The sequence below is a fragment of the Microbacterium oleivorans genome, assembly GCF_023715745.1.
Lineage (GTDB): Bacteria > Actinomycetota > Actinomycetes > Actinomycetales > Microbacteriaceae > Microbacterium > Microbacterium oleivorans_D.
The window spans coordinates 367,114-385,030 of record NZ_JAMBOV010000003.1; the positions used below are offsets into that span (position 1 = coordinate 367,114).

Here is a 17,917-nt window from a genome sequence, read left to right on the forward strand (position 1 = left end):
CTTTAACACCGTCCTGTGAGGCGGAGAAGGGAGCGGCGGATGACCTCGCGCATCGTCTTGCACGACAGCGACATCGCCCGCGCACTCACGCGCATCTCTCACGAGATCCTCGAGTCGAACAAGGGCCCCGACGGGCTCGTGCTCCTCGGGATCCCGACCCGCGGCGTCACCCTCGCCGAACGGATCGCAGCGCTCATCGCCTCGTTCACGGGTGTGACCGTCCCGGTCGGCTCGCTCGACGTCACGATGTACCGCGACGACCTGCACCGGAACCCGACGCGCACGCCCCGCCCGACCGAGATCCCGGCTGACGGCATCGACGCGAAGACCGTGGTCCTCGTCGACGACGTGCTCTTCTCGGGCAGGTCCATCCGCGCCGCGCTGGACGCGCTGCAGGACATCGGCCGTCCCGGCGTCGTGCGGCTCGCGATCCTCGTCGACCGCGGCCACCGCGAGCTGCCGATCCGCCCCGACTTCGTCGGCAAGAACCTGCCGAGCTCGCGCGACGAGCGTGTGAACGTCCGCCTCGCCGACGTCGACGGCGCCGAGGAGGTGACCATCGCCTCATGAGGCACCTCCTCGACACCCGTACCCTCGCGCGCGAGGACGCCCTCCGCATCCTCGACGTCGCGGAGGACATGCGCGACACGCAGTCCCGCGAGATCAAGAAGCTGCCGACGCTTCGGGGCAAGACGGTCGTCAACCTCTTCTTCGAGGACTCGACGCGCACCCGGATCTCGTTCGAGGCGGCGGCCAAGCGGCTCTCCGCCGACGTCATCAACTTCTCGGCGAAGGGCTCGTCGGTCTCGAAGGGCGAATCGCTCCAGGACACGGCGCAGACCCTGCAGGCCATGGGGGCGGATGCGGTCGTCATCCGCCACGGCGCGTCCGGTGCCCCGCACACGCTCGCCACGAGCGGCTGGATCTCCGCCGGCGTCCTGAACGCCGGCGACGGGACGCACGAGCACCCGACGCAGGCGCTGCTCGACGCCTTCACGATCCGCAAGCGCTTCTTCGGCGACGACAGCCGGGGACGCGATCTGTCGGGCCTGCACGTCGCGATCGTGGGGGACATCCTCCACTCCCGCGTCGCGCGGTCGAATGTGTGGCTCCTGACGACCCTCGGGGCCCGCGTCACCCTCGTGGCGCCGCCCACCCTCGTCCCGCAGGACGTGTCGGCCTGGCCGGTCACGGTCGTCTACGACCTCGATCAGGCGATCGCCGACGCCCCCGACGCGGTCATGATGCTGCGCATCCAGCTCGAGCGCATGAGCGCGGCCTATTTCCCGACTGAGCGGGAGTATTCGCGTCGCTGGGGATTGGATGCCGCGCGGATGGCCGCGCTTCCGACCGATAGCATTGTCATGCATCCCGGGCCCATGAACCGGGGTCTGGAGATCTCCGCCGACGCCGCCGATTCGCCACGCTCGACCGTTCTCGAACAGGTCGCGAACGGGGTGTCGGTGCGCATGGCGGCGCTCTACCTGCTCCTGGCGGGGGAGCGGTCCACGAACCACGCACAGGAGGAGGCCCGATGAGCGAGACCATCCTCATCCGCGGAGCGCGGATCGACGGCGGCATCGCCGCCGACATCCTGATCCGGGACGGTGTCATCGCCGAGCTGGGGTCCGGACTCAGCGCCGCGGGAGCACGGACGGTGGATGCCGACGGCCTGATCGCTCTGCCGGGACTCGTCGACCTGCACACCCACCTCCGCGAGCCCGGCTACGAGGCGTCCGAGACGATCCTCACCGGCTCGCGTGCGGCCGCCGCGGGCGGCTACACGACGGTGTTCGCGATGCCGAACACCTCGCCCGTCGCCGACACCGCCGGTGTCGTGGAGCAGGAGCTCGCCCTCGGCGAATCGGCCGGGTACGTCCACGTGCAGCCGATCGGTGCGGTCACCGTCGGGCAGAGGGGCGAGCGTCTGGCGGAGCTCGGGGCGATGGCGTCCTCACGCGCCCGGGTCCGCGTCTTCAGCGACGACGGCTTCTGCGTGTTCGATCCGCTCATCATGCGGCGTGCGCTGGAGTACGTGAAGTCCTTCGACGGCGTCGTCGCTCAGCACGCACAGGACCCCCGGCTCACCGAGGGTGCGCAGATGAACGAGGGCACCGTGTCGGCCGAGCTCGGGCTCACCGGGTGGCCGGCCGTCGCCGAGGAGTCGATCATCGCGCGCGACGTCCTGCTCGCCGAGCACGTCGGTTCCCGCCTGCACGTGTGCCACCTCTCCACCGCGGGATCGGTCGACCTCATCCGGTGGGCGAAGAAGCGCGGCATCCACGTCACCGCGGAGGTGACGCCCCACCACCTCCTTCTCACCGAGGACCTCGTGCGCGGGTACGACCCGCGCTTCAAGGTGAATCCGCCGCTGCGGCGCGACGAGGACGTCCTCGCCGTCCGCGAGGGCCTCGCCGACGGCACGATCGACATCGTCGCCACCGACCACGCACCGCACCCGGCCGAGGCCAAGACGTGCGAGTGGCAGGCCGCCGCGAACGGCATGGTCGGACTCGAGTCCGCGCTCCGCGTCGTGCACGCCGCCATGATCGAGACCGGCCTGCTCGAGTGGGCCGACGTCGCGCGCGTCATGTCGACCGCCCCGGCGCGGATCGGCCGGCTCACCGACGCCGGCACCCCGCTCGCCGTCGGAGCGCCGGCATCCCTCACCCTTTACGACGCGGCCCCGGTCCGGGCGTTCGGCACGGATGACCTGCGCGGCCGCAGCGTCAACTCGCCGTACCTCGGCAGGGAACTGCCGGGCGAGGTCCGCGCGACGTTCTTCCGCGGTCGTCAGACCGTGACCGACGGCGCCGTCGTCGACGAGGTCGCCTCGTGAGCCGCGAGGCCGCCGTCCTCGTCATGGCGGCGGTCGCCGCGGTGCTGATCCTCGCGGGGCTCCTCGCGTGGCGACGACGATCCCGGCGGGATGCGGGCCTGACCGCTCCCGTCGGCGAGGCTCCGGCCGGCGCGGTGACGCGGCTTCAGTCCGAGGGACTGTACGTCGCGACGACGCGTCACGACGAGCCGCTCGAGCGGCTCGCCATCCGCGGGCTGGCCTTCCGGTCCCGCGTCGACGTCACCGTCACCGACCGCGGCGTCGCCCTCGACCTCACCGGCCAGCCGCGGGTCTTCCTCGGTGCGGACCGCCTCGTCGCCGCAGGACAGGCCACGGTCGCGATCGACCGGGTCGTCGAGCGCGACGGGCTCGTCCGGGTCGCGTGGACGACGCCGGAAGGCACCCTCGTCGACAGCTACCTCCGCCCGCAGGACACCTCGGCCCGCTCGCTCGCCGACGCGATCGTCCAGGTCCTCCCCGCCACCCCCACTCCCACCTCCCCCCAGCAGACTCCCGGAAGCGACGCATGAGCATTCAGAGATTCCAGGCTCCCGAACCCGCCGTCCTCGTCCTCGAAGACGGCTCCCGACACCCCGGCCACGCCTACGGGGCGCGCGGCACCACCCTCGGCGAGGTCGTCTTCGCCACCGCGATGACCGGCTACCAGGAGACGATCACCGACCCGTCCTACGCGGGTCAGATCGTCCTGCAGACCGCACCCCACATCGGCAACACCGGCATGAACGGCGAGGACCACGAGTCCCGCCGCATCTGGGTGTCGGGCTACGTCGTGCGCGACCCTTCGCGCATCGTCTCGAGCTGGCGCGCCGACCACTCGCTCGAGGACGCCCTCGTCCGAGACGGCATCGTCGGCATCAGCGGTGTCGACACCCGCGCCGTGACCCGTGTCCTCCGTTCGGCCGGCTCCATGCGCGGCGGCGTCTTCTCGGGGGATGCCGCAGCCCTCGCCGATGACGAGCAGCTGCGCATCGTGCGCGAGGCACCCGAGATGAGCGGGCAGAACCTGTCCGCCGACGTCTCGGTGCCCGCCGCGGAGGTGACCCCCGCCGTCGGCGAGAAGATCGGCAATCTCGCGATCCTCGACCTCGGGGTGAAGCAGGCGACCGTGAACAACCTCGCGGCCCGCGGGTTCGAGGTCCACGTCCTGCCGCAGTCGATCACCTTCGCCGACGTCCAGGCGGTCGACCCCGTCGCCGTCTTCTATTCGAACGGTCCCGGTGACCCGGCGGCCTCCGATCGCCACGTCGCGCTGCTGCGCGAGGTGCTCGACGCCGGCTTGCCCTTCTTCGGCATCTGCTTCGGCAACCAGCTGTTCGGCCGCGCGCTGGGCTTCGGCACCTACAAGCTGCCGTTCGGCCACCGCGGCATCAACCAGCCCGTCCTCGACAAGACGACGGGCCGCGTCGAGATCACCGCGCACAACCACGGCTTCGCCGTCGACGCGCCGATCGAGGGCGTCGTCGACAGCCCGAACGGCTACGGGCGCGTCGAGGTGAGCCACGTCGGCCTCAACGACGACGTCGTGGAGGGCCTGCGCGCCCTCGACATCCCGGCGTTCAGCGTGCAGTACCACCCCGAGGCAGCCGCCGGTCCGCACGACGCCAACTACCTCTTCGACCGCTTCCGCGACCTCGTGATCGCCACTCAGGAGACGACCCAGAATGCCTAAGCGCGACGACATCAACAGCGTCCTCGTCATCGGCTCCGGCCCGATCGTCATCGGTCAGGCCTGCGAGTTCGACTACTCCGGCACCCAGGCGTGCCGGGTGCTCCGCGAGGAGGGCGTGCGCGTCATCCTCGTGAATTCGAACCCGGCCACGATCATGACCGACCCCGACTTCGCCGACGCCACCTACGTCGAGCCGATCACCCCCGAGGTCATCGAGACGATCATCGCGAAGGAGAAGCCCGACGCGATCCTCCCGACCCTCGGTGGCCAGACCGCTCTGAACGCGGCGATGGCCCTCCACGACCGCGGCATCCTCGAGAAGTACGGCGTCGAGCTCATCGGCGCCAAGGTGGACGCCATTCGCAAGGGCGAGGACCGGCAGGTCTTCAAGGAGCTCGTCCTGGAGTCCGGCGCGGATGTCGCCCGCAGCGTCATCGCCCACACGATGGACGACCTGCTCGCCGGTGCCGCCGAGCTCGGCTACCCGCTTGTGGTCCGTCCCTCCTTCACGATGGGCGGGCTCGGTTCGGGCTTCGCGTACAACGAGGAGGACCTCCGTCGCATCGGCGGCGCGGGTCTTCGTGACTCCCCGACGACCGAGGTGCTCCTGGAGGAGTCGATCCTCGGCTGGAAGGAGTACGAGCTCGAGCTCATGCGCGACACCGCCGACAACACGGTCGTCGTGTGCTCCATCGAGAACGTCGACCCGGTCGGCGTCCACACCGGCGACTCGATCACCGTCGCACCCGCGCTGACGCTCACCGACCGCGAGTACCAGAAGCTCCGCGACATCGGCATCGACATCATCCGCGCCGTGGGTGTCGACACCGGTGGCTGCAACATCCAGTTCGCCGTCGACCCGGCGACCGGCCGGATCATCGTTATCGAGATGAACCCGCGCGTCTCGCGTTCGTCGGCGCTCGCCTCGAAGGCGACCGGCTTCCCGATCGCCAAGCTCGCCGCCAAGCTCGCGATCGGGTACCGCCTCGACGAGGTGCCCAACGACATCACGAAGGCGACGCCGGCCAGCTTCGAGCCGACCCTCGACTACGTCGTCGTGAAGGTGCCGCGGTTCAACTTCGAGAAGTTCCCCGCCGCCGACACCACCCTCACGACGACCATGAAGTCGGTCGGCGAGGCGATGGCCATCGGTCGCAACTACACGACGGCGCTGCAGAAGGCACTCCGGTCGCTCGAGAAGCGCGGCTCCAGCTTCCACTGGGGACCCGAGGCGCGCTCCGTCGACGAGCTGCTCGAGATCGCGAAGACGCCGACCGACGGTCGTATCGTCGTGCTGCAGCAGGCGCTCCGCAAGGGGGCGACGCTCGAGCAGGCCTTCGACGCGACCGCGATCGACCCGTGGTTCCTGGACCAGATGATCCTCATCAACGAGGTCGCCGACTACATCCGCGAGGCCGACGAGCTCACCGAGGACGTCCTGCGACTCGCCAAGGACCACGGCTTCAGCGACGCCCAGATCGCGGAGCTCCGCGGGCTCGGCGAAGCGGACGTGCGCGGCATTCGCCACGGCTTCGGACTGCGCCCCGTGTACAAGACGGTCGACACGTGCGCGGGCGAGTTCCCGGCGCTCACGCCGTACCACTACTCCTCGTACGACCGTGAGACCGAGGTCACGCCCAGCGCGGGACGGAAGGTCGTCATCATCGGCTCGGGGCCCAACCGCATCGGCCAGGGCGTCGAGTTCGACTACTCGTGCGTGCACGCGTCCTTCGCGCTGTCGGATGCCGGCTTCGAGACCATCATGGTCAACTGCAATCCCGAGACCGTCTCGACCGACTACGACACGAGCGACCGGCTGTACTTCGAGCCGCTGACACTCGAGGACGTGCTCGAGGTTCTGCACGCCGAGGCGCAGTCCGGCGAGATCGTCGGCGTCATCTGCCAGCTCGGCGGTCAGACCCCCCTCGGGCTCGCGAAGGGGATCGAGGCCGCCGGCTACACCATCCTCGGTACCAAGCCGGCCGCTATCGACATCGCGGAGGAGCGCGAGCAGTTCTCGCAGCTGCTGGAGCGCGCCGGTCTCATGGCGCCGCGTCACGGCACCGCCACCGACGAGGCCGGTGCGATCGCGATCGCCGAGGAGATCGGATACCCGGTGCTCGTCCGCCCGAGCTTCGTGCTCGGCGGTCGCGGCATGGAGATCGTGTACGACACCGAGAGCCTGCGCGACTACTTCGTCCGCATCGCCGACCAGGCGATCATCCGCGACGACGCGCCGCTGCTGGTCGACCGCTTCCTGGACGACGCCGTCGAGATCGACGTCGACGCTCTCTTCGACGGCGAGCAGCTCTACATCGGCGGCGTCATGGAGCACCTCGAGGAGGCCGGTATCCACTCCGGCGACTCCTCGTGCACCCTGCCGCCGATGTCGCTCGGACGCGGCGAGATCGACCGGGTCCGCACGGCGACGCACGCGATCGCCGAGGGAGTCGGCGTACGCGGGCTGCTGAACGTGCAGTTCGCGGTCTCGGCCGGCGTGCTGTACGTCATCGAGGCGAACCCGCGCGCGTCGCGCACCGTGCCGTTCGTGTCCAAGGCCCTCGGGATCCCGATGGCCAAGGCCGCGAGCCGCATCATGGCGGGCGCGTCGATCGCCGAGCTCATCGCCGAGGGGCTGCTGCCGGAGCAGGACGGCTCGCGGGTCCCGCTGGACGCCCCCGTCGCGGTCAAGGAGGCCGTGCTGCCGTTCAAGCGGTTCCGCACCGCCGACGGCCGGACCGTCGACTCGGTCCTCGGCCCCGAGATGCGCTCCACCGGTGAGGTCATGGGCATCGACCGCGACTTCCCGACCGCGTTCGCCAAGAGCCAGGCGGCGGCGTACGGCGGGATGCCGACCTCGGGCACGGTGTTCCTCTCCGTGGCCGACGACGACAAGCGCGCCGTCATCCTCCCCGCCCACCGGCTGCAGGAGCTCGGCTACACCCTCGTCGCGACCGAGGGGACAGCCGAGATCCTCGCGCGCAACGGCATCCGGGTGGAGGTCGTGTCGAAGTACTCCGAGACGCAGGACTCCGGCGAGTCCAACGTCGTCGACCTCATCAACGCGGGGGAGATCGACATCGTCGTGAACACCCCCTCGGGCGGCATCGCCCGCGCCGACGGGTACGAGATCCGCGCCGCCGCCGTGGCCGCCGACAAGGCGTTGTTCACCACGATGGCCGTGCTCGGCGCCGCCGTCTCGGCGATGCCGGTGCTGCGCGAAGGGTTCGCGGTCCGCAGTCTGCAGGAGTACACCGCGGACCGGAAGGCGGCGGTGTGACCTCATTCGGGTCGCGGCTGGCCGCGGCGGTCGACGCCCGCGGCCGGCTGTGCGTCGGGATCGACCCCCACGCGTCCCTCCTGGACGCGTGGGGGCTCCCGGCATCCGCTGAGGGCGTCCGTGAGTTCGGCCTGCGTGTCGTGGATGCCGCGCGCAGCCGAGTGGGCGTGGTCAAGCCGCAGGTGGCGTTCTTCGAGAGGTACGGGTCCGCGGGGTTCGCGGCACTCGAGGAGGTCATCGGCACTGCTCGCGCCGCGGGGCTCGTCGTGATCGCGGACGCCAAGCGCGGCGACATCGGAACGACGATGGACGGGTACGCCGAGGCGTGGCTCGCAGCGGGATCGCCGCTCGAGTCGGATGCCGTCACCGTGAGCCCGTACCTGGGCCCGGATTCCCTGCGAGGCACGATCGCGACGGCCGTCCGCGAGGGCAAGGGCGTGTACGTCCTCGCCGCCACGAGCAATCCGGAGGCGGCGGGTCTGCAGTCCGCCGAGGTGACCGTGGTCGACGCGGAGCGGGGCCAGACGGTCGCGGACTGGGTCGCGCAGCGCGCCGGATCCGTCAATTCGTCGGCGGTCGTCGGGGACGACCGCTTCGGACCGGTCGGGTTCGTCGTCGGGGCTACAGTGGAACGCGCCGATCTCGGCCTGTCGGATGCCTCGCTGCTCCGCGCGTCGATCCTGGCACCGGGATTCGGCGCGCAGGGCGCCCGCCTGCGCGACCTCGGCGAACGGTTCGGTCCGCTCGCCTCCCAGGTGCTTGCCAGCGCGAGCCGCAGCATCCTCGGTGCCGGTCCCGACGGGATCGGCGCGGCCATCGACACCCACAACTCCGAACTCCAGGACGCCCGACATGCCTGACTCCCGTACCCCTCCCGAGGTCGATCGCGCCGCCGCGTCGCGACGCGCCGTGGCCGCCCGCCGCGAGCGCGCCGCGCTCAAGCGCGACGTGTCGACGCGCGTCATCAGTCCGCAGGATCTGCTGCGGCGCGCGTGGGCGGAGCCCCAGTCCGCGGCCGCGGCGATGCGGGTCACGGAGTTCCTGACGGCGATCCCCGCGATCGGCGAGGGCAAGCGGGACCGCATCCTCGCCGACCTGCAGATCGCGCCGGTGAAGAAGATCGGCGGTCTCGGCATCCGTCAGCGGCAGGTCCTCCAGGACTACCTCGATCGGCGCCTGCCCGAGCCCCGAGCCCGCGGCGAGCGCAGCCGGCTGATCGTTCTCGCAGGCCCTACGGCCGTCGGCAAGGGGACGGTCGCCGCGCACATCAAGGAGCACCACCCCGAGATCCTGCTGTCCGTGTCGGCGACGACGCGTCCGCCGCGGCCGGGGGAGGTCGAGGGCGAGCATTACTTCTTCGTCGACGACGCGGAGTTCGACCGCATGGTCCGGGACGGCGAGCTGCTCGAGCACGCGACCGTCCACAACGCCTATCGGTACGGGACGCCGCGGCGCCCCATCGACGCCGCCCTCGCCGAGGGTCGCACGGTCCTCCTCGAGATCGATCTCCAGGGCGCCCGTCAGGTGCGGGCCGCGGCGCCGGACGCGACGCTCGTGTTCCTCCTGCCGCCGAGCTGGGACGAGCTTGTTAACCGCCTCGTCGGTCGGGGCACCGAGGGCGAGGAGGAGCGTGCTCGACGGTTGAAGACCGCCCGCGTCGAGCTCGCCTCGCAGGGCGAGTTCGACTACCGGGTCGTGAATGACGACGTCGCTCGGGCGGCAGCCGAGGTCGCGACCCTCGCCCGCTGACACCCGCAGGGTGCGGTTCGTTTCAGACCGTTACAGCCGATGAGGCGGGACGACGGCGGTCCGGGAAGCTGGACGCATGTCCCCCGTCCTGACCGCCGCCCAGCGTGCGTCGACGCCGCCGGCTCCGCGCGGTGCCGTCTCGCTGTCGGGCGTCGACCGGACCTTCGCGGGGGCGAAGGGCCCGGTTCCGGTTCTTCGCGGCATCGACCTGACGCTCGAGCCGGGTGAGATCGTCGCCGTCGTCGGCCCCTCCGGGTGCGGCAAGTCGACCCTCCTCCGTCTGCTGGCGGGTCTCGACACGCCGACCGCCGGAACGGTGACCGTCGACGGCACACCGCTCCGCGACACCGACGAGCGCACCGCGGTCGCGTTCCAGGAGCCGCGTCTGCTGCCGTGGCGCACCATCGCCGAGAACGTCGAGCTCGGGATGCCGCGCGGCACCGCGCGTGCCGCGGCGAAGGCCCGTGTGGCCGAGCTCCTCGACCTCGTGGGTCTGACCTCCGCCGCCGCGCGTCGCCCCCGCGAGGTCTCGGGCGGCATGGCGCAGCGCGCATCGCTCGCGCGCGCCCTCGCCCGCGGACCGGAGGTGCTTCTGCTCGACGAGCCGTTCGGCGCCCTCGACGCGCTCACCCGACTGCGCATGCAGGACCTCCTTCTCGACATCCACTCCGCCGAACCGACGACCGTCGTCCTCGTGACGCACGACGTCGAAGAAGCCCTCTACCTCGCCGACCGCGTGCTGCAGCTGCGCGCGATCGACGCCGATTCCGCGGAGTCCTCTGTCGCCCGCGTCATCGACGTCCCCGGCACCCGCCCCCGTGACCGTGCCGCTCACGGTTTCACGGACCTCCGCGCCGAGCTCCTCGACGGACTCGGCGTCGTCACCCACCGCACGACCCTTCAGGAGACCCGATGAGCACCGTCATCCGCCGCACCGCCCCCACGATCGTCGTGGCGGGAGCGGTGATGCTCATGGCCACGGGCTGCCTCGCGGGCGAGAACGCCGCATCCACGTCCGAGGAGACGGGGGACTGGTCGACCGACACGCTTTCGATCGACTTCGCGACGTACAACCCGCTCAGCCTCGTCGTGAAGGATCAGGGTCTGATCGAGAAGGCGCTCGGCGACGACGTCGACGTGGAGTGGACGCAGTCCGCGGGGTCCAACAAGGCCAACGAACTGCTGCGCGCCGGTTCGCTCGACGTCGGCTCCACCGCCGGCTCCGCCGCGCTGCTCGCCCGCGCCAACGGCTCGCCGATCAAGGTCATCGACGTCTACTCGCAGCCCGAGTGGTCGGCGATCGTGGTCGGCCCCGACAGTGACATCACGTCAGTAGCCGACCTCAAGGGCAAGAAGGTCGCCGCGACCAGCGGCACCGATCCCTACTTCTTCCTCCTGCAGGCCCTCGAGACGGCGGGACTCAGCGTCTCGGACGTCGAGGTCCAGAACCTGCAGCACGCCGACGGGCGGTCCGCCCTCGACGGCGGCTCCGTCGACGCGTGGGCGGGTCTCGACCCGATCATGGCCGCCGCAGAGGTGGAGTCGGGTGACCAGCTGATCTACCGCAACGTCGACTTCAACTCCTACGGCTTCCTCAACGCCACGGAGGAGTTCCTCACCGACCACGCCGACGTCGCCCAGGTCGTCGTCGACGCGTACGAGGACGCCCGCGAGTGGGCACTCGCGAACCCCGACGAGACCGCCGCGCTCCTCGCCGATGTGGCGGGCATCGACCCCGCGGTCGCCACGACCGTGATCACCGAGCGCTCGAACCTCGACGTCAGCGGCATCCCCGGTGACGCGCAGCTGACCGTGCTGAAGAAGATCGCGCCGGTCCTCGTCGACTCCGACGCGGTGACCGGCGGGCAGGCCGCCGTCGATGAGGCACTCGACACGATCGTCGAGCCGACGTTCGCCGAGAAGGCCGCGGGCTGATCATGACGGCCTCCGCAGAGGCGACCTCCACCGCCGCGGCGCCCTCGGGCGCGGCGGCGGTGCGGCCGTTCTGGTCCCGCACGAGCGTCCGGGTCCTCGGCGGTCTCGTCGTCCCGCTCGCGCTCCTCGGACTCTGGCAGGCGGTCACGGCGTTCGGGCTGATCCCGACCTACCGCCTTCCCGCGCCGCTCGACGTCGTGAATGCGGCGGTCCGTCTGGCCGAGGACGGCACGCTCTGGCGTCACGTCGCCATCTCTGTTCAGCGGGTGGTCCTCGGCTTCGCGGCCGGGTCGATCGTCGGACTCGCCGTCGCAGCAGTCGTCGGCCTCACCCGTTCCGGCGACGTGCTCCTGAGTCCCATCCTCGCGGCGTTCCGCGCCATCCCCTCGCTGGCACTCGTGCCGCTGCTGCTGCTGTGGATGGGTATCGGGGAAGAGCCCAAGGTGACCCTGGTGGCGATCGGCGCCTTCTTCCCCGTCTTCACCACCGTTGCCGGCGCCCTTCGTCATGTCGACCCGCATCTTGTCGAGATGGCGCGATCTTTCGGTCTGCGCGGGTGGGAGCTTTTCCGCACCGTACAGCTGCCCGCGACCGTCCCTTCGCTCGTCTCGGGCCTGCGTCTCGCGCTGGCGCAGTCGTGGCTGTTCCTGGTCGCCGCCGAGCTCATCTCCGCCTCGATGGGGCTCGGCTACCTCCTGACCGATTCGCAGAGCACGGGGCGCGTCGACCGAATCTTCCTCGCGATCGTGGTCCTCGCGGGCCTGGGCGTCCTCTCGAACGCCGTCGTCACGCTTCTTCAGCGTCGAGTGCTGCGGAGATGGTCGTGACGGCGCCGGGGGTCGACGAGCTACGTCTCGTCGAGACACGCACCTATCCCGCGCCCGCTGCGTTCGCGGCCCGCGCCAACGTGACCGCCTCGGCCTACGCGGATGCGGCGGCAGACCCCGTCGGCTTCTGGGAGGCTGCGGCCCACCGCCTCGAGTGGGCGACCCCCTGGCACACCGCGCTCGACTGGCGGCCACCCGTCCGCTCCGCCGACGGTGAGCTCACCGCGCCGGCTGCCCGGTGGTTCGACGGCGGCACCCTGAACGTCGCCGCCAACTGTGTCGACCGTCACGTCGATGCCGGCCGCGGTGACAAGGTGGCCCTGCACTTCGAGGGCGAGCCCGGCGACCGCACGAGCGTCACCTACGCGGACCTGCAGCATCGGGTCTCGCAGGCGGCGAACGCACTCGTCGCCCTCGGCATCCGTCCAGGCGATCGCGTCGTGGTGTACCTGCCGGTCCTCGTCGAGACGGTCGTGATCACCCTCGCCTGTGCACGGGTCGGCGCCGTCCACTCCCTCGTATTCGGCGGCTTCTCGGCCGAAGCGCTGCGCTTCCGTCTCGAGGACACGGGCGCCAAGCTCCTCGTCACCAGCGACGGCCAGTTCCGTCGCGGGGGAGCGGTCGAGGTGAAATCCGCCGCGGATGCCGCCGCAAGCGGACTCTCCGCCCTCGAGCACGTCCTCGTCGTACGGCGCACCGGCCACGACGTCGCGTGGGTCCCCGGTCGCGACCTCTGGTGGCACGAGCTCGTCGACACCGCCTCGCCGGTCCACGAAGCGGCCGCGTTCGAGGCGGAGCATCCGCTCTTCATCATCTACACCTCCGGCACGACGGGGAAGCCGAAGGGCCTCGTCCACACCTCGGGCGGCTACCTCGCCCATGCGAGCTGGGCCCACTGGGCGCACTTCGACGCGAAGCCCGACGACGTGCACTGGTGCACCGCCGACCTCGCCTGGGTGACGGCGCACACCTACGAGATCTACGGTCCGCTCTCGAACGGACTCACGCAGGTGATCTACGAGGGCACGCCCGACGCACCGCACCGTGAGCGTCACCTCGAGATCATCGAGCGCTACGGCGTCTCGGTGTATTACACGGCGCCCACCCTCATCCGCACCTTCATGACGTGGTTCGGGGAGGACCTGCCCGCCGGGCACGACCTCTCGAGCATCCGCCTCCTGGGCACGGTGGGCGAGGCGATCAACCCGGCAGCGTGGGCCTGGTTCCGCCGTGCGTTCGGCCGCGACGAGGTCCCCGTCGTCGACACCTGGTGGCAGTCCGAGACCGGTGCGGCGATGATCGCACCGCTGCCCGGCGTGACGACACTCAAACCCGGCTCGGCGACCGTCCCGCTGCCGGGGATCGACGCGGCCGTCGTCGACGCCGAGGGCCGCGAGGTCGAGCCGGGACGCTCCGGCACACTCGTCGTCCGGCGGCCGTGGCCCGGGATGGCCCGCACCGTCTGGGGCGACCCGGCGCGCTACCGGGACTCGTACTGGTCGGCCTACGCGGGTCACGGCGAGCACGGTGGCTACTACGTCGCCGGCGACGGCGCGACACGCGACGCGGACGGGCACATCTGGATCCTCGGTCGTCTCGATGACGTCGTGAACGTCTCGGGTCACCGCCTCTCGACCATCGAGATAGAGTCCGCCCTCGTCGCACACGGGTCCGTGGGGGAGGCGGGGACCACCGGCGTCGCCGACCCCGTCACCGGCCACGCCGTCGCCGCGTTCGTCGTCCCGTCCGGTCCCGTGGAGCCTGCCGCCGACGAACTCCGCGCACACGTCGCGCGCGAGATCGGACCGGTCGCGAAGCCGCGTCACGTCGTGATCGTCCCCGACCTTCCGAAGACGCGCTCCGGCAAGATCCTCCGGCGACTGCTCGCCCAGCTGTGGGAGGCCGAACAGGACCGTCGTGCCGGCCGAGAGCCCGCACCACTGGGCGACACGACGTCGCTGCAGAACCCCGACGCCGTCGCGCGCATCGCCGCCGCCCTCGCCGCGGCCTGACCCGCTGCATCACCCTGCCGAGAGAGAACACATGACTGACGAACACCGCTTCGGCTTCCGCACGCGCGCCCTGCACGCCGGGGGGACCCCTGACGCCGCGACGGGCGCGCGCGCCGTGCCGATCTACCAGACGTCCTCGTTCGTCTTCGACGACGCGACGGATGCCGCCAACCTGTTCGCGCTGCAGAAGTACGGCAACATCTACTCCAGGATCGGCAACCCCACCGTCGCCGCACTCGAGGAGCGGCTCGCCTCGCTCGAGGGCGGGATCGGCGCGGTCGCGACCGCGTCCGGGATGAGCGCGGAGTTCATCACGTTCGCCGCGCTCGTCGGTGTCGGCGACCATGTCGTCGCCTCGGCGCAGCTCTACGGCGGCACGGTGACGCAGCTCGACGTGACCCTGCGCCGATTCGGCGTCGACACGACGTTCGTCGGCTCGAGCGATCCCGCCGACTACGCCGCGGCGATCCGGCCCGAGACGAAGGTCCTCTACGTCGAGACGATCGGCAACCCGTCGGGCGAGATCGCCGACATCGAGGGCCTCGCCGAGGTGGCCCACGCCGCCGGCATCCCGCTCGTGGTCGACTCGACGCTCGCGACGCCGTACCTCGCACGCCCGCTCGAGCACGGCGCCGACATCGTCATCCACTCCGTGACCAAGTTCCTGGGCGGGCACGGGACGACCCTCGGCGGCGTCGTCGTCGAGAAGGGGACGTTCGACTGGGGGAACGGCAAGTTCCCGCAGATGACCGAGCCGGTCGCCTCGTACGGCGGCATCCGCTGGTGGGACAACTTCGGCGAGTACGGCTTCCTCACCAAGCTCCGCAGCGAGCAGCTGCGCGACATCGGTGCGGCGCTCAGCCCCCACTCGGCGTTCCTGCTGCTGCAGGGCGTCGAGACGCTGCCGCAGCGGATCGATGCGCACCTCGCGAACGCGCGCATCGTCGCGGAGTGGCTGGACGCGGACCCGCGCGTGTCGTTCGTCACCTGGGCGGGACTGCCGGGACACCCGCACCACGCCCGCGCGCAGAAGTACCTGCCGCTGGGGCCGGGCTCGGTGTTCGCCTTCGGTGTGAGGGCGGGCGACGACGCATCGACCGAGGCCGAACGGGTGGCCGCGGGTCGGCGGGCGGGGGAGGTCCTCATCGACTCCCTGCAGCTCGCCTCGCACCTCGCCAACATCGGCGACGCCCGCACCTTGGTCATCCACCCCGCCTCGACCACCCACCAGCAGCTGAGTGCGGAGCAGCTGATCGCGGCCGGCGTGCCCGCCGACCTCATCCGCATCTCGGTGGGTCTCGAAGACCCCGAGGACATCATCTGGGACCTCGACCAGGCCCTCACCCGAGCGACAGGAGTCAGCCGATGAGCGATCCGAACGCGTGCGCCCTCCCGGCCCCTGCCGCGGCGCCCCACCGTGAGCAGACCCGAACCTGGCCGTCGGCCGGCGCGCAGGAGCGGTTCGAGATCCTCCGCCGGGCGAAGACGATCGCGATCGTCGGCGCCTCCGACAACCCGGCGCGGGCGAGCTACTTCGTCGCGACGTACCTGCGGGGAAGCTCGCCCTACGACGTCTACTACGTCAACCCGCGTGCGACCGAGATCCTCGGCCAGCCCGCCTACGCTTCGCTCGCCGAGCTCCCGGTGGCCCCCGACATCGTGGACGTCTTCCGCAAGCACGACGACCTGCCCGGCGTCGCGCAGGAGGCGGTGGATGCCGGGGCCTCGACCCTCTGGCTGCAGCTGGGCTCCTGGCACGAGGGCGCCGCCGAGGTCGCCGCCGACGCGGGGCTGTCGGTCGTGATGGACCGCTGTGTGAAGATCGAGCACGCCCGCTTCCACGGCGGCCTGCACCTCGCCGGCTTCGACACCGGGGTTCTGAGCTCGAAGCGCCAGCTGCTCAGCCGCTGACCGCGCGCGGCGGAGCGACTGCGCGCCCTGTAGACTGGGGGGATGCCGGGCCGCGCGCACACGCGCCCGTGCAGAGTTCTCGCCTCACCGATCCTGGAGGACCACCATGGCCAACCGTGACCAGGGCATCATCGACCCGCCCATCGACGCACTGCTCGACAAGGTCGACTCGAAGTACCAGCTCGTCATCTACGCATCCAAGCGTGCGCGTCAGATCAACGACTACTACTCGGACCTCCACGAGGGGAACCTGTTCGACAACGTCGGCCCGCTCGTCGACTCGAACGTCGAGGACAAGCCGCTGACGATCGCTCTGCACGAGATCCACGAGGACAAGCTGCGCCTGCGCGCGGCAGAGTGACCTCGACGTCGTGACCCCTGACGCCATACGGCGTCATCCTCATGCCCGCGAGTCCCCCGTGTCGGGGACCGCGGGCATGATGGTTTGCACACCCCCGATCCGCCCTCTGGAGGACCGATGACCGCGCTGCGCCTGTTCACGTCGGAGTCCGTGACCGAAGGTCACCCCGACAAGATCTGCGACCAGATCTCCGACAGCATCCTCGACGCCCTCCTCGAGGTCGACCGCGGCAGCCGCGTCGCCGTCGAGACGCTCGTGACGACCGGACTGGTCCACGTCGCGGGCGAGGTGCGCACCGACGGCTACGTCGACATCCCGGGCATCGTCCGTCGCGTCGTCAACCGCATCGGATACACCTCCTCGGAGACCGGATTCGACGGCGACTCCTGCGGCGTCACGGTCTCGATCGGCGAGCAGTCCGGTGATATCGCCGCCGGCGTCGACAACGCGCTCGAGCACCGCGAAGGGGGCTCCGTGGACCCGGTCGACGCGCTGGGCGCGGGTGACCAGGGGATCATGTTCGGCTACGCGACGAACGAGACGCCGCAGTACATGCCGACCGCGATCTGGACCGCTCACCGTCTCGCGGAGCGACTCACGGACGCGCGGCGCAACGGTGCGCTGCCGTTCCTGCGCCCCGACGGCAAGACGCAGGTGACCCTCGGGTACGACGGCACGACGCCCCGCACGGTCGACACCGTCGTCCTGTCCACGCAGCATCACCCCGACATCTCGCTGCCGGCCCTTCGCGCGGCGGTGCAGGCGGAGGTCATCGACCCCGTGCTCGCGCAGACGGGGCTCGACGTCTCGGACGTGCGGTACGTCATCAACCCCGCCGGCCCGTTCGTCGTCGGCGGGCCGAAGGGCGACGCGGGCCTGACCGGTCGCAAGATCATCATCGACACCTACGGCGGCGCCGCCCGTCACGGCGGTGGCGCGTTCAGCGGAAAAGACCCCTCCAAGGTCGACCGCTCCGCCGCGTACGCCATGCGGTGGGTCGCCAAGAACGCCGTCGCCGCCGGACTCGCCGACCGCCTCGAGGTGCAGGTGGCCTACGCGATCGGGCGCGCCGCGCCGGTCGGCCTCTACGTCGAGACCTTCGGCACCGGCCACGTCTCCGACGAGGCGATCACCGCCGCGATCCGCGACGTGTTCGACCTGCGCCCGCAGGCGATCATCGACGACCTCGATCTGCTGCGTCCCGTCTACGCACAGACAGCGGCCTACGGACACTTCGGGCGCGAGCTGCCGGAGTTCACCTGGGAGCGGACCGACCGCGTCGACCTGCTGCGGGCCGCCGCCGGTCTCTGACT

Annotated in this window: 16 protein-coding genes; all 16 read left to right on the forward strand. The window is 70.9% G+C overall.

Features of this window, described 5'->3' with window-relative positions; genetic code table 11:
• The first annotated feature begins 39 nt into the window (after window positions 1-39).
• The 16 genes from pyrR to metK all read left to right on the forward strand — a co-directional run bounded on the left by pyrR (window position 40) and on the right by metK (window position 17,915).
• Complete coding sequence (pyrR, locus tag M3190_RS09740) at window positions 40-570, forward strand: bifunctional pyr operon transcriptional regulator/uracil phosphoribosyltransferase PyrR (RefSeq protein ID WP_251580761.1); 531 nt, start codon at window positions 40-42, stop codon at window positions 568-570.
• Window positions 567-1,538: an aspartate carbamoyltransferase catalytic subunit gene (locus M3190_RS09745; protein ID WP_251580762.1), complete on the forward strand. Its 972-nt coding sequence runs from the start codon at window positions 567-569 to the stop codon at window positions 1,536-1,538. Before pyrR ends, M3190_RS09745 begins: the two co-directional genes overlap by 4 nt.
• Window positions 1,535-2,839 carry a dihydroorotase gene (locus M3190_RS09750; protein WP_251580763.1) on the forward strand — a complete coding sequence of 435 codons (1,305 nt, stop codon included), beginning with the start codon at window positions 1,535-1,537 and terminating at the stop codon, window positions 2,837-2,839. Before M3190_RS09745 ends, M3190_RS09750 begins: the two co-directional genes overlap by 4 nt.
• Entirely contained in the window at window positions 2,836-3,369 is a 534-nt protein-coding gene (locus tag M3190_RS09755) for a PH-like domain-containing protein (protein WP_251580764.1), read from the forward strand. The genes M3190_RS09750 and M3190_RS09755 overlap by 4 nt, the downstream gene beginning before the upstream one ends.
• Window positions 3,366-4,529 carry a glutamine-hydrolyzing carbamoyl-phosphate synthase small subunit gene (gene carA / locus M3190_RS09760; protein ID WP_251580767.1) on the forward strand — a complete coding sequence of 388 codons (1,164 nt, stop codon included), beginning with the start codon at window positions 3,366-3,368 and terminating at the stop codon, window positions 4,527-4,529. Before M3190_RS09755 ends, carA begins: the two co-directional genes overlap by 4 nt.
• On the forward strand, window positions 4,522-7,809 hold the full coding sequence (gene carB, locus M3190_RS09765) for a carbamoyl-phosphate synthase large subunit (RefSeq protein ID WP_251580776.1): 3,288 nt from the start codon (window positions 4,522-4,524) through the stop codon (window positions 7,807-7,809). Before carA ends, carB begins: the two co-directional genes overlap by 8 nt.
• Window positions 7,806-8,669 (forward strand): orotidine-5'-phosphate decarboxylase, encoded by an 864-nt coding sequence (pyrF, locus tag M3190_RS09770; protein ID WP_251580778.1) that lies wholly within the window; start codon window positions 7,806-7,808, stop codon window positions 8,667-8,669. Before carB ends, pyrF begins: the two co-directional genes overlap by 4 nt.
• Window positions 8,662-9,558: a guanylate kinase gene (gene gmk / locus M3190_RS09775; protein WP_251580779.1), complete on the forward strand. Its 897-nt coding sequence runs from the start codon at window positions 8,662-8,664 to the stop codon at window positions 9,556-9,558. The genes pyrF and gmk overlap by 8 nt, the downstream gene beginning before the upstream one ends.
• 76 nt (window positions 9,559-9,634) lie before the next feature.
• Complete coding sequence (locus M3190_RS09780) at window positions 9,635-10,474, forward strand: ABC transporter ATP-binding protein (protein WP_251580781.1); 840 nt, start codon at window positions 9,635-9,637, stop codon at window positions 10,472-10,474.
• Window positions 10,471-11,493 (forward strand): aliphatic sulfonate ABC transporter substrate-binding protein, encoded by a 1,023-nt coding sequence (locus M3190_RS09785; RefSeq protein WP_251580783.1) that lies wholly within the window; start codon window positions 10,471-10,473, stop codon window positions 11,491-11,493. The genes M3190_RS09780 and M3190_RS09785 overlap by 4 nt, the downstream gene beginning before the upstream one ends.
• A 2-nt stretch (window positions 11,494-11,495) precedes the next feature.
• Window positions 11,496-12,320 carry an ABC transporter permease gene (locus M3190_RS09790; protein WP_251580785.1) on the forward strand — a complete coding sequence of 275 codons (825 nt, stop codon included), beginning with the start codon at window positions 11,496-11,498 and terminating at the stop codon, window positions 12,318-12,320.
• Entirely contained in the window at window positions 12,311-14,332 is a 2,022-nt protein-coding gene (acs, locus tag M3190_RS09795; protein WP_251580787.1) for an acetate--CoA ligase, read from the forward strand. Before M3190_RS09790 ends, acs begins: the two co-directional genes overlap by 10 nt.
• Before the next feature lie 31 nt (window positions 14,333-14,363).
• Window positions 14,364-15,701, forward strand: a complete 1,338-nt coding sequence (locus M3190_RS09800) for an O-acetylhomoserine aminocarboxypropyltransferase/cysteine synthase family protein (protein WP_251580789.1) — start codon at window positions 14,364-14,366, stop codon at window positions 15,699-15,701.
• The gene (locus M3190_RS09805) at window positions 15,698-16,243 is read left to right on the forward strand and encodes a CoA-binding protein (RefSeq protein WP_251580791.1); all 546 of its coding nucleotides are present in this window, start codon (window positions 15,698-15,700) and stop codon (window positions 16,241-16,243) included. Before M3190_RS09800 ends, M3190_RS09805 begins: the two co-directional genes overlap by 4 nt.
• Before the next feature lie 106 nt (window positions 16,244-16,349).
• Window positions 16,350-16,604, forward strand: coding sequence for a DNA-directed RNA polymerase subunit omega (gene rpoZ, locus M3190_RS09810; RefSeq protein WP_064002061.1), 255 nt, complete (start codon window positions 16,350-16,352; stop codon window positions 16,602-16,604).
• A 117-nt stretch (window positions 16,605-16,721) separates the two neighbouring features.
• The gene (gene metK, locus M3190_RS09815; protein ID WP_251580793.1) at window positions 16,722-17,915 is read left to right on the forward strand and encodes a methionine adenosyltransferase; all 1,194 of its coding nucleotides are present in this window, start codon (window positions 16,722-16,724) and stop codon (window positions 17,913-17,915) included.
• Window positions 17,916-17,917 lie beyond the last annotated feature (2 nt).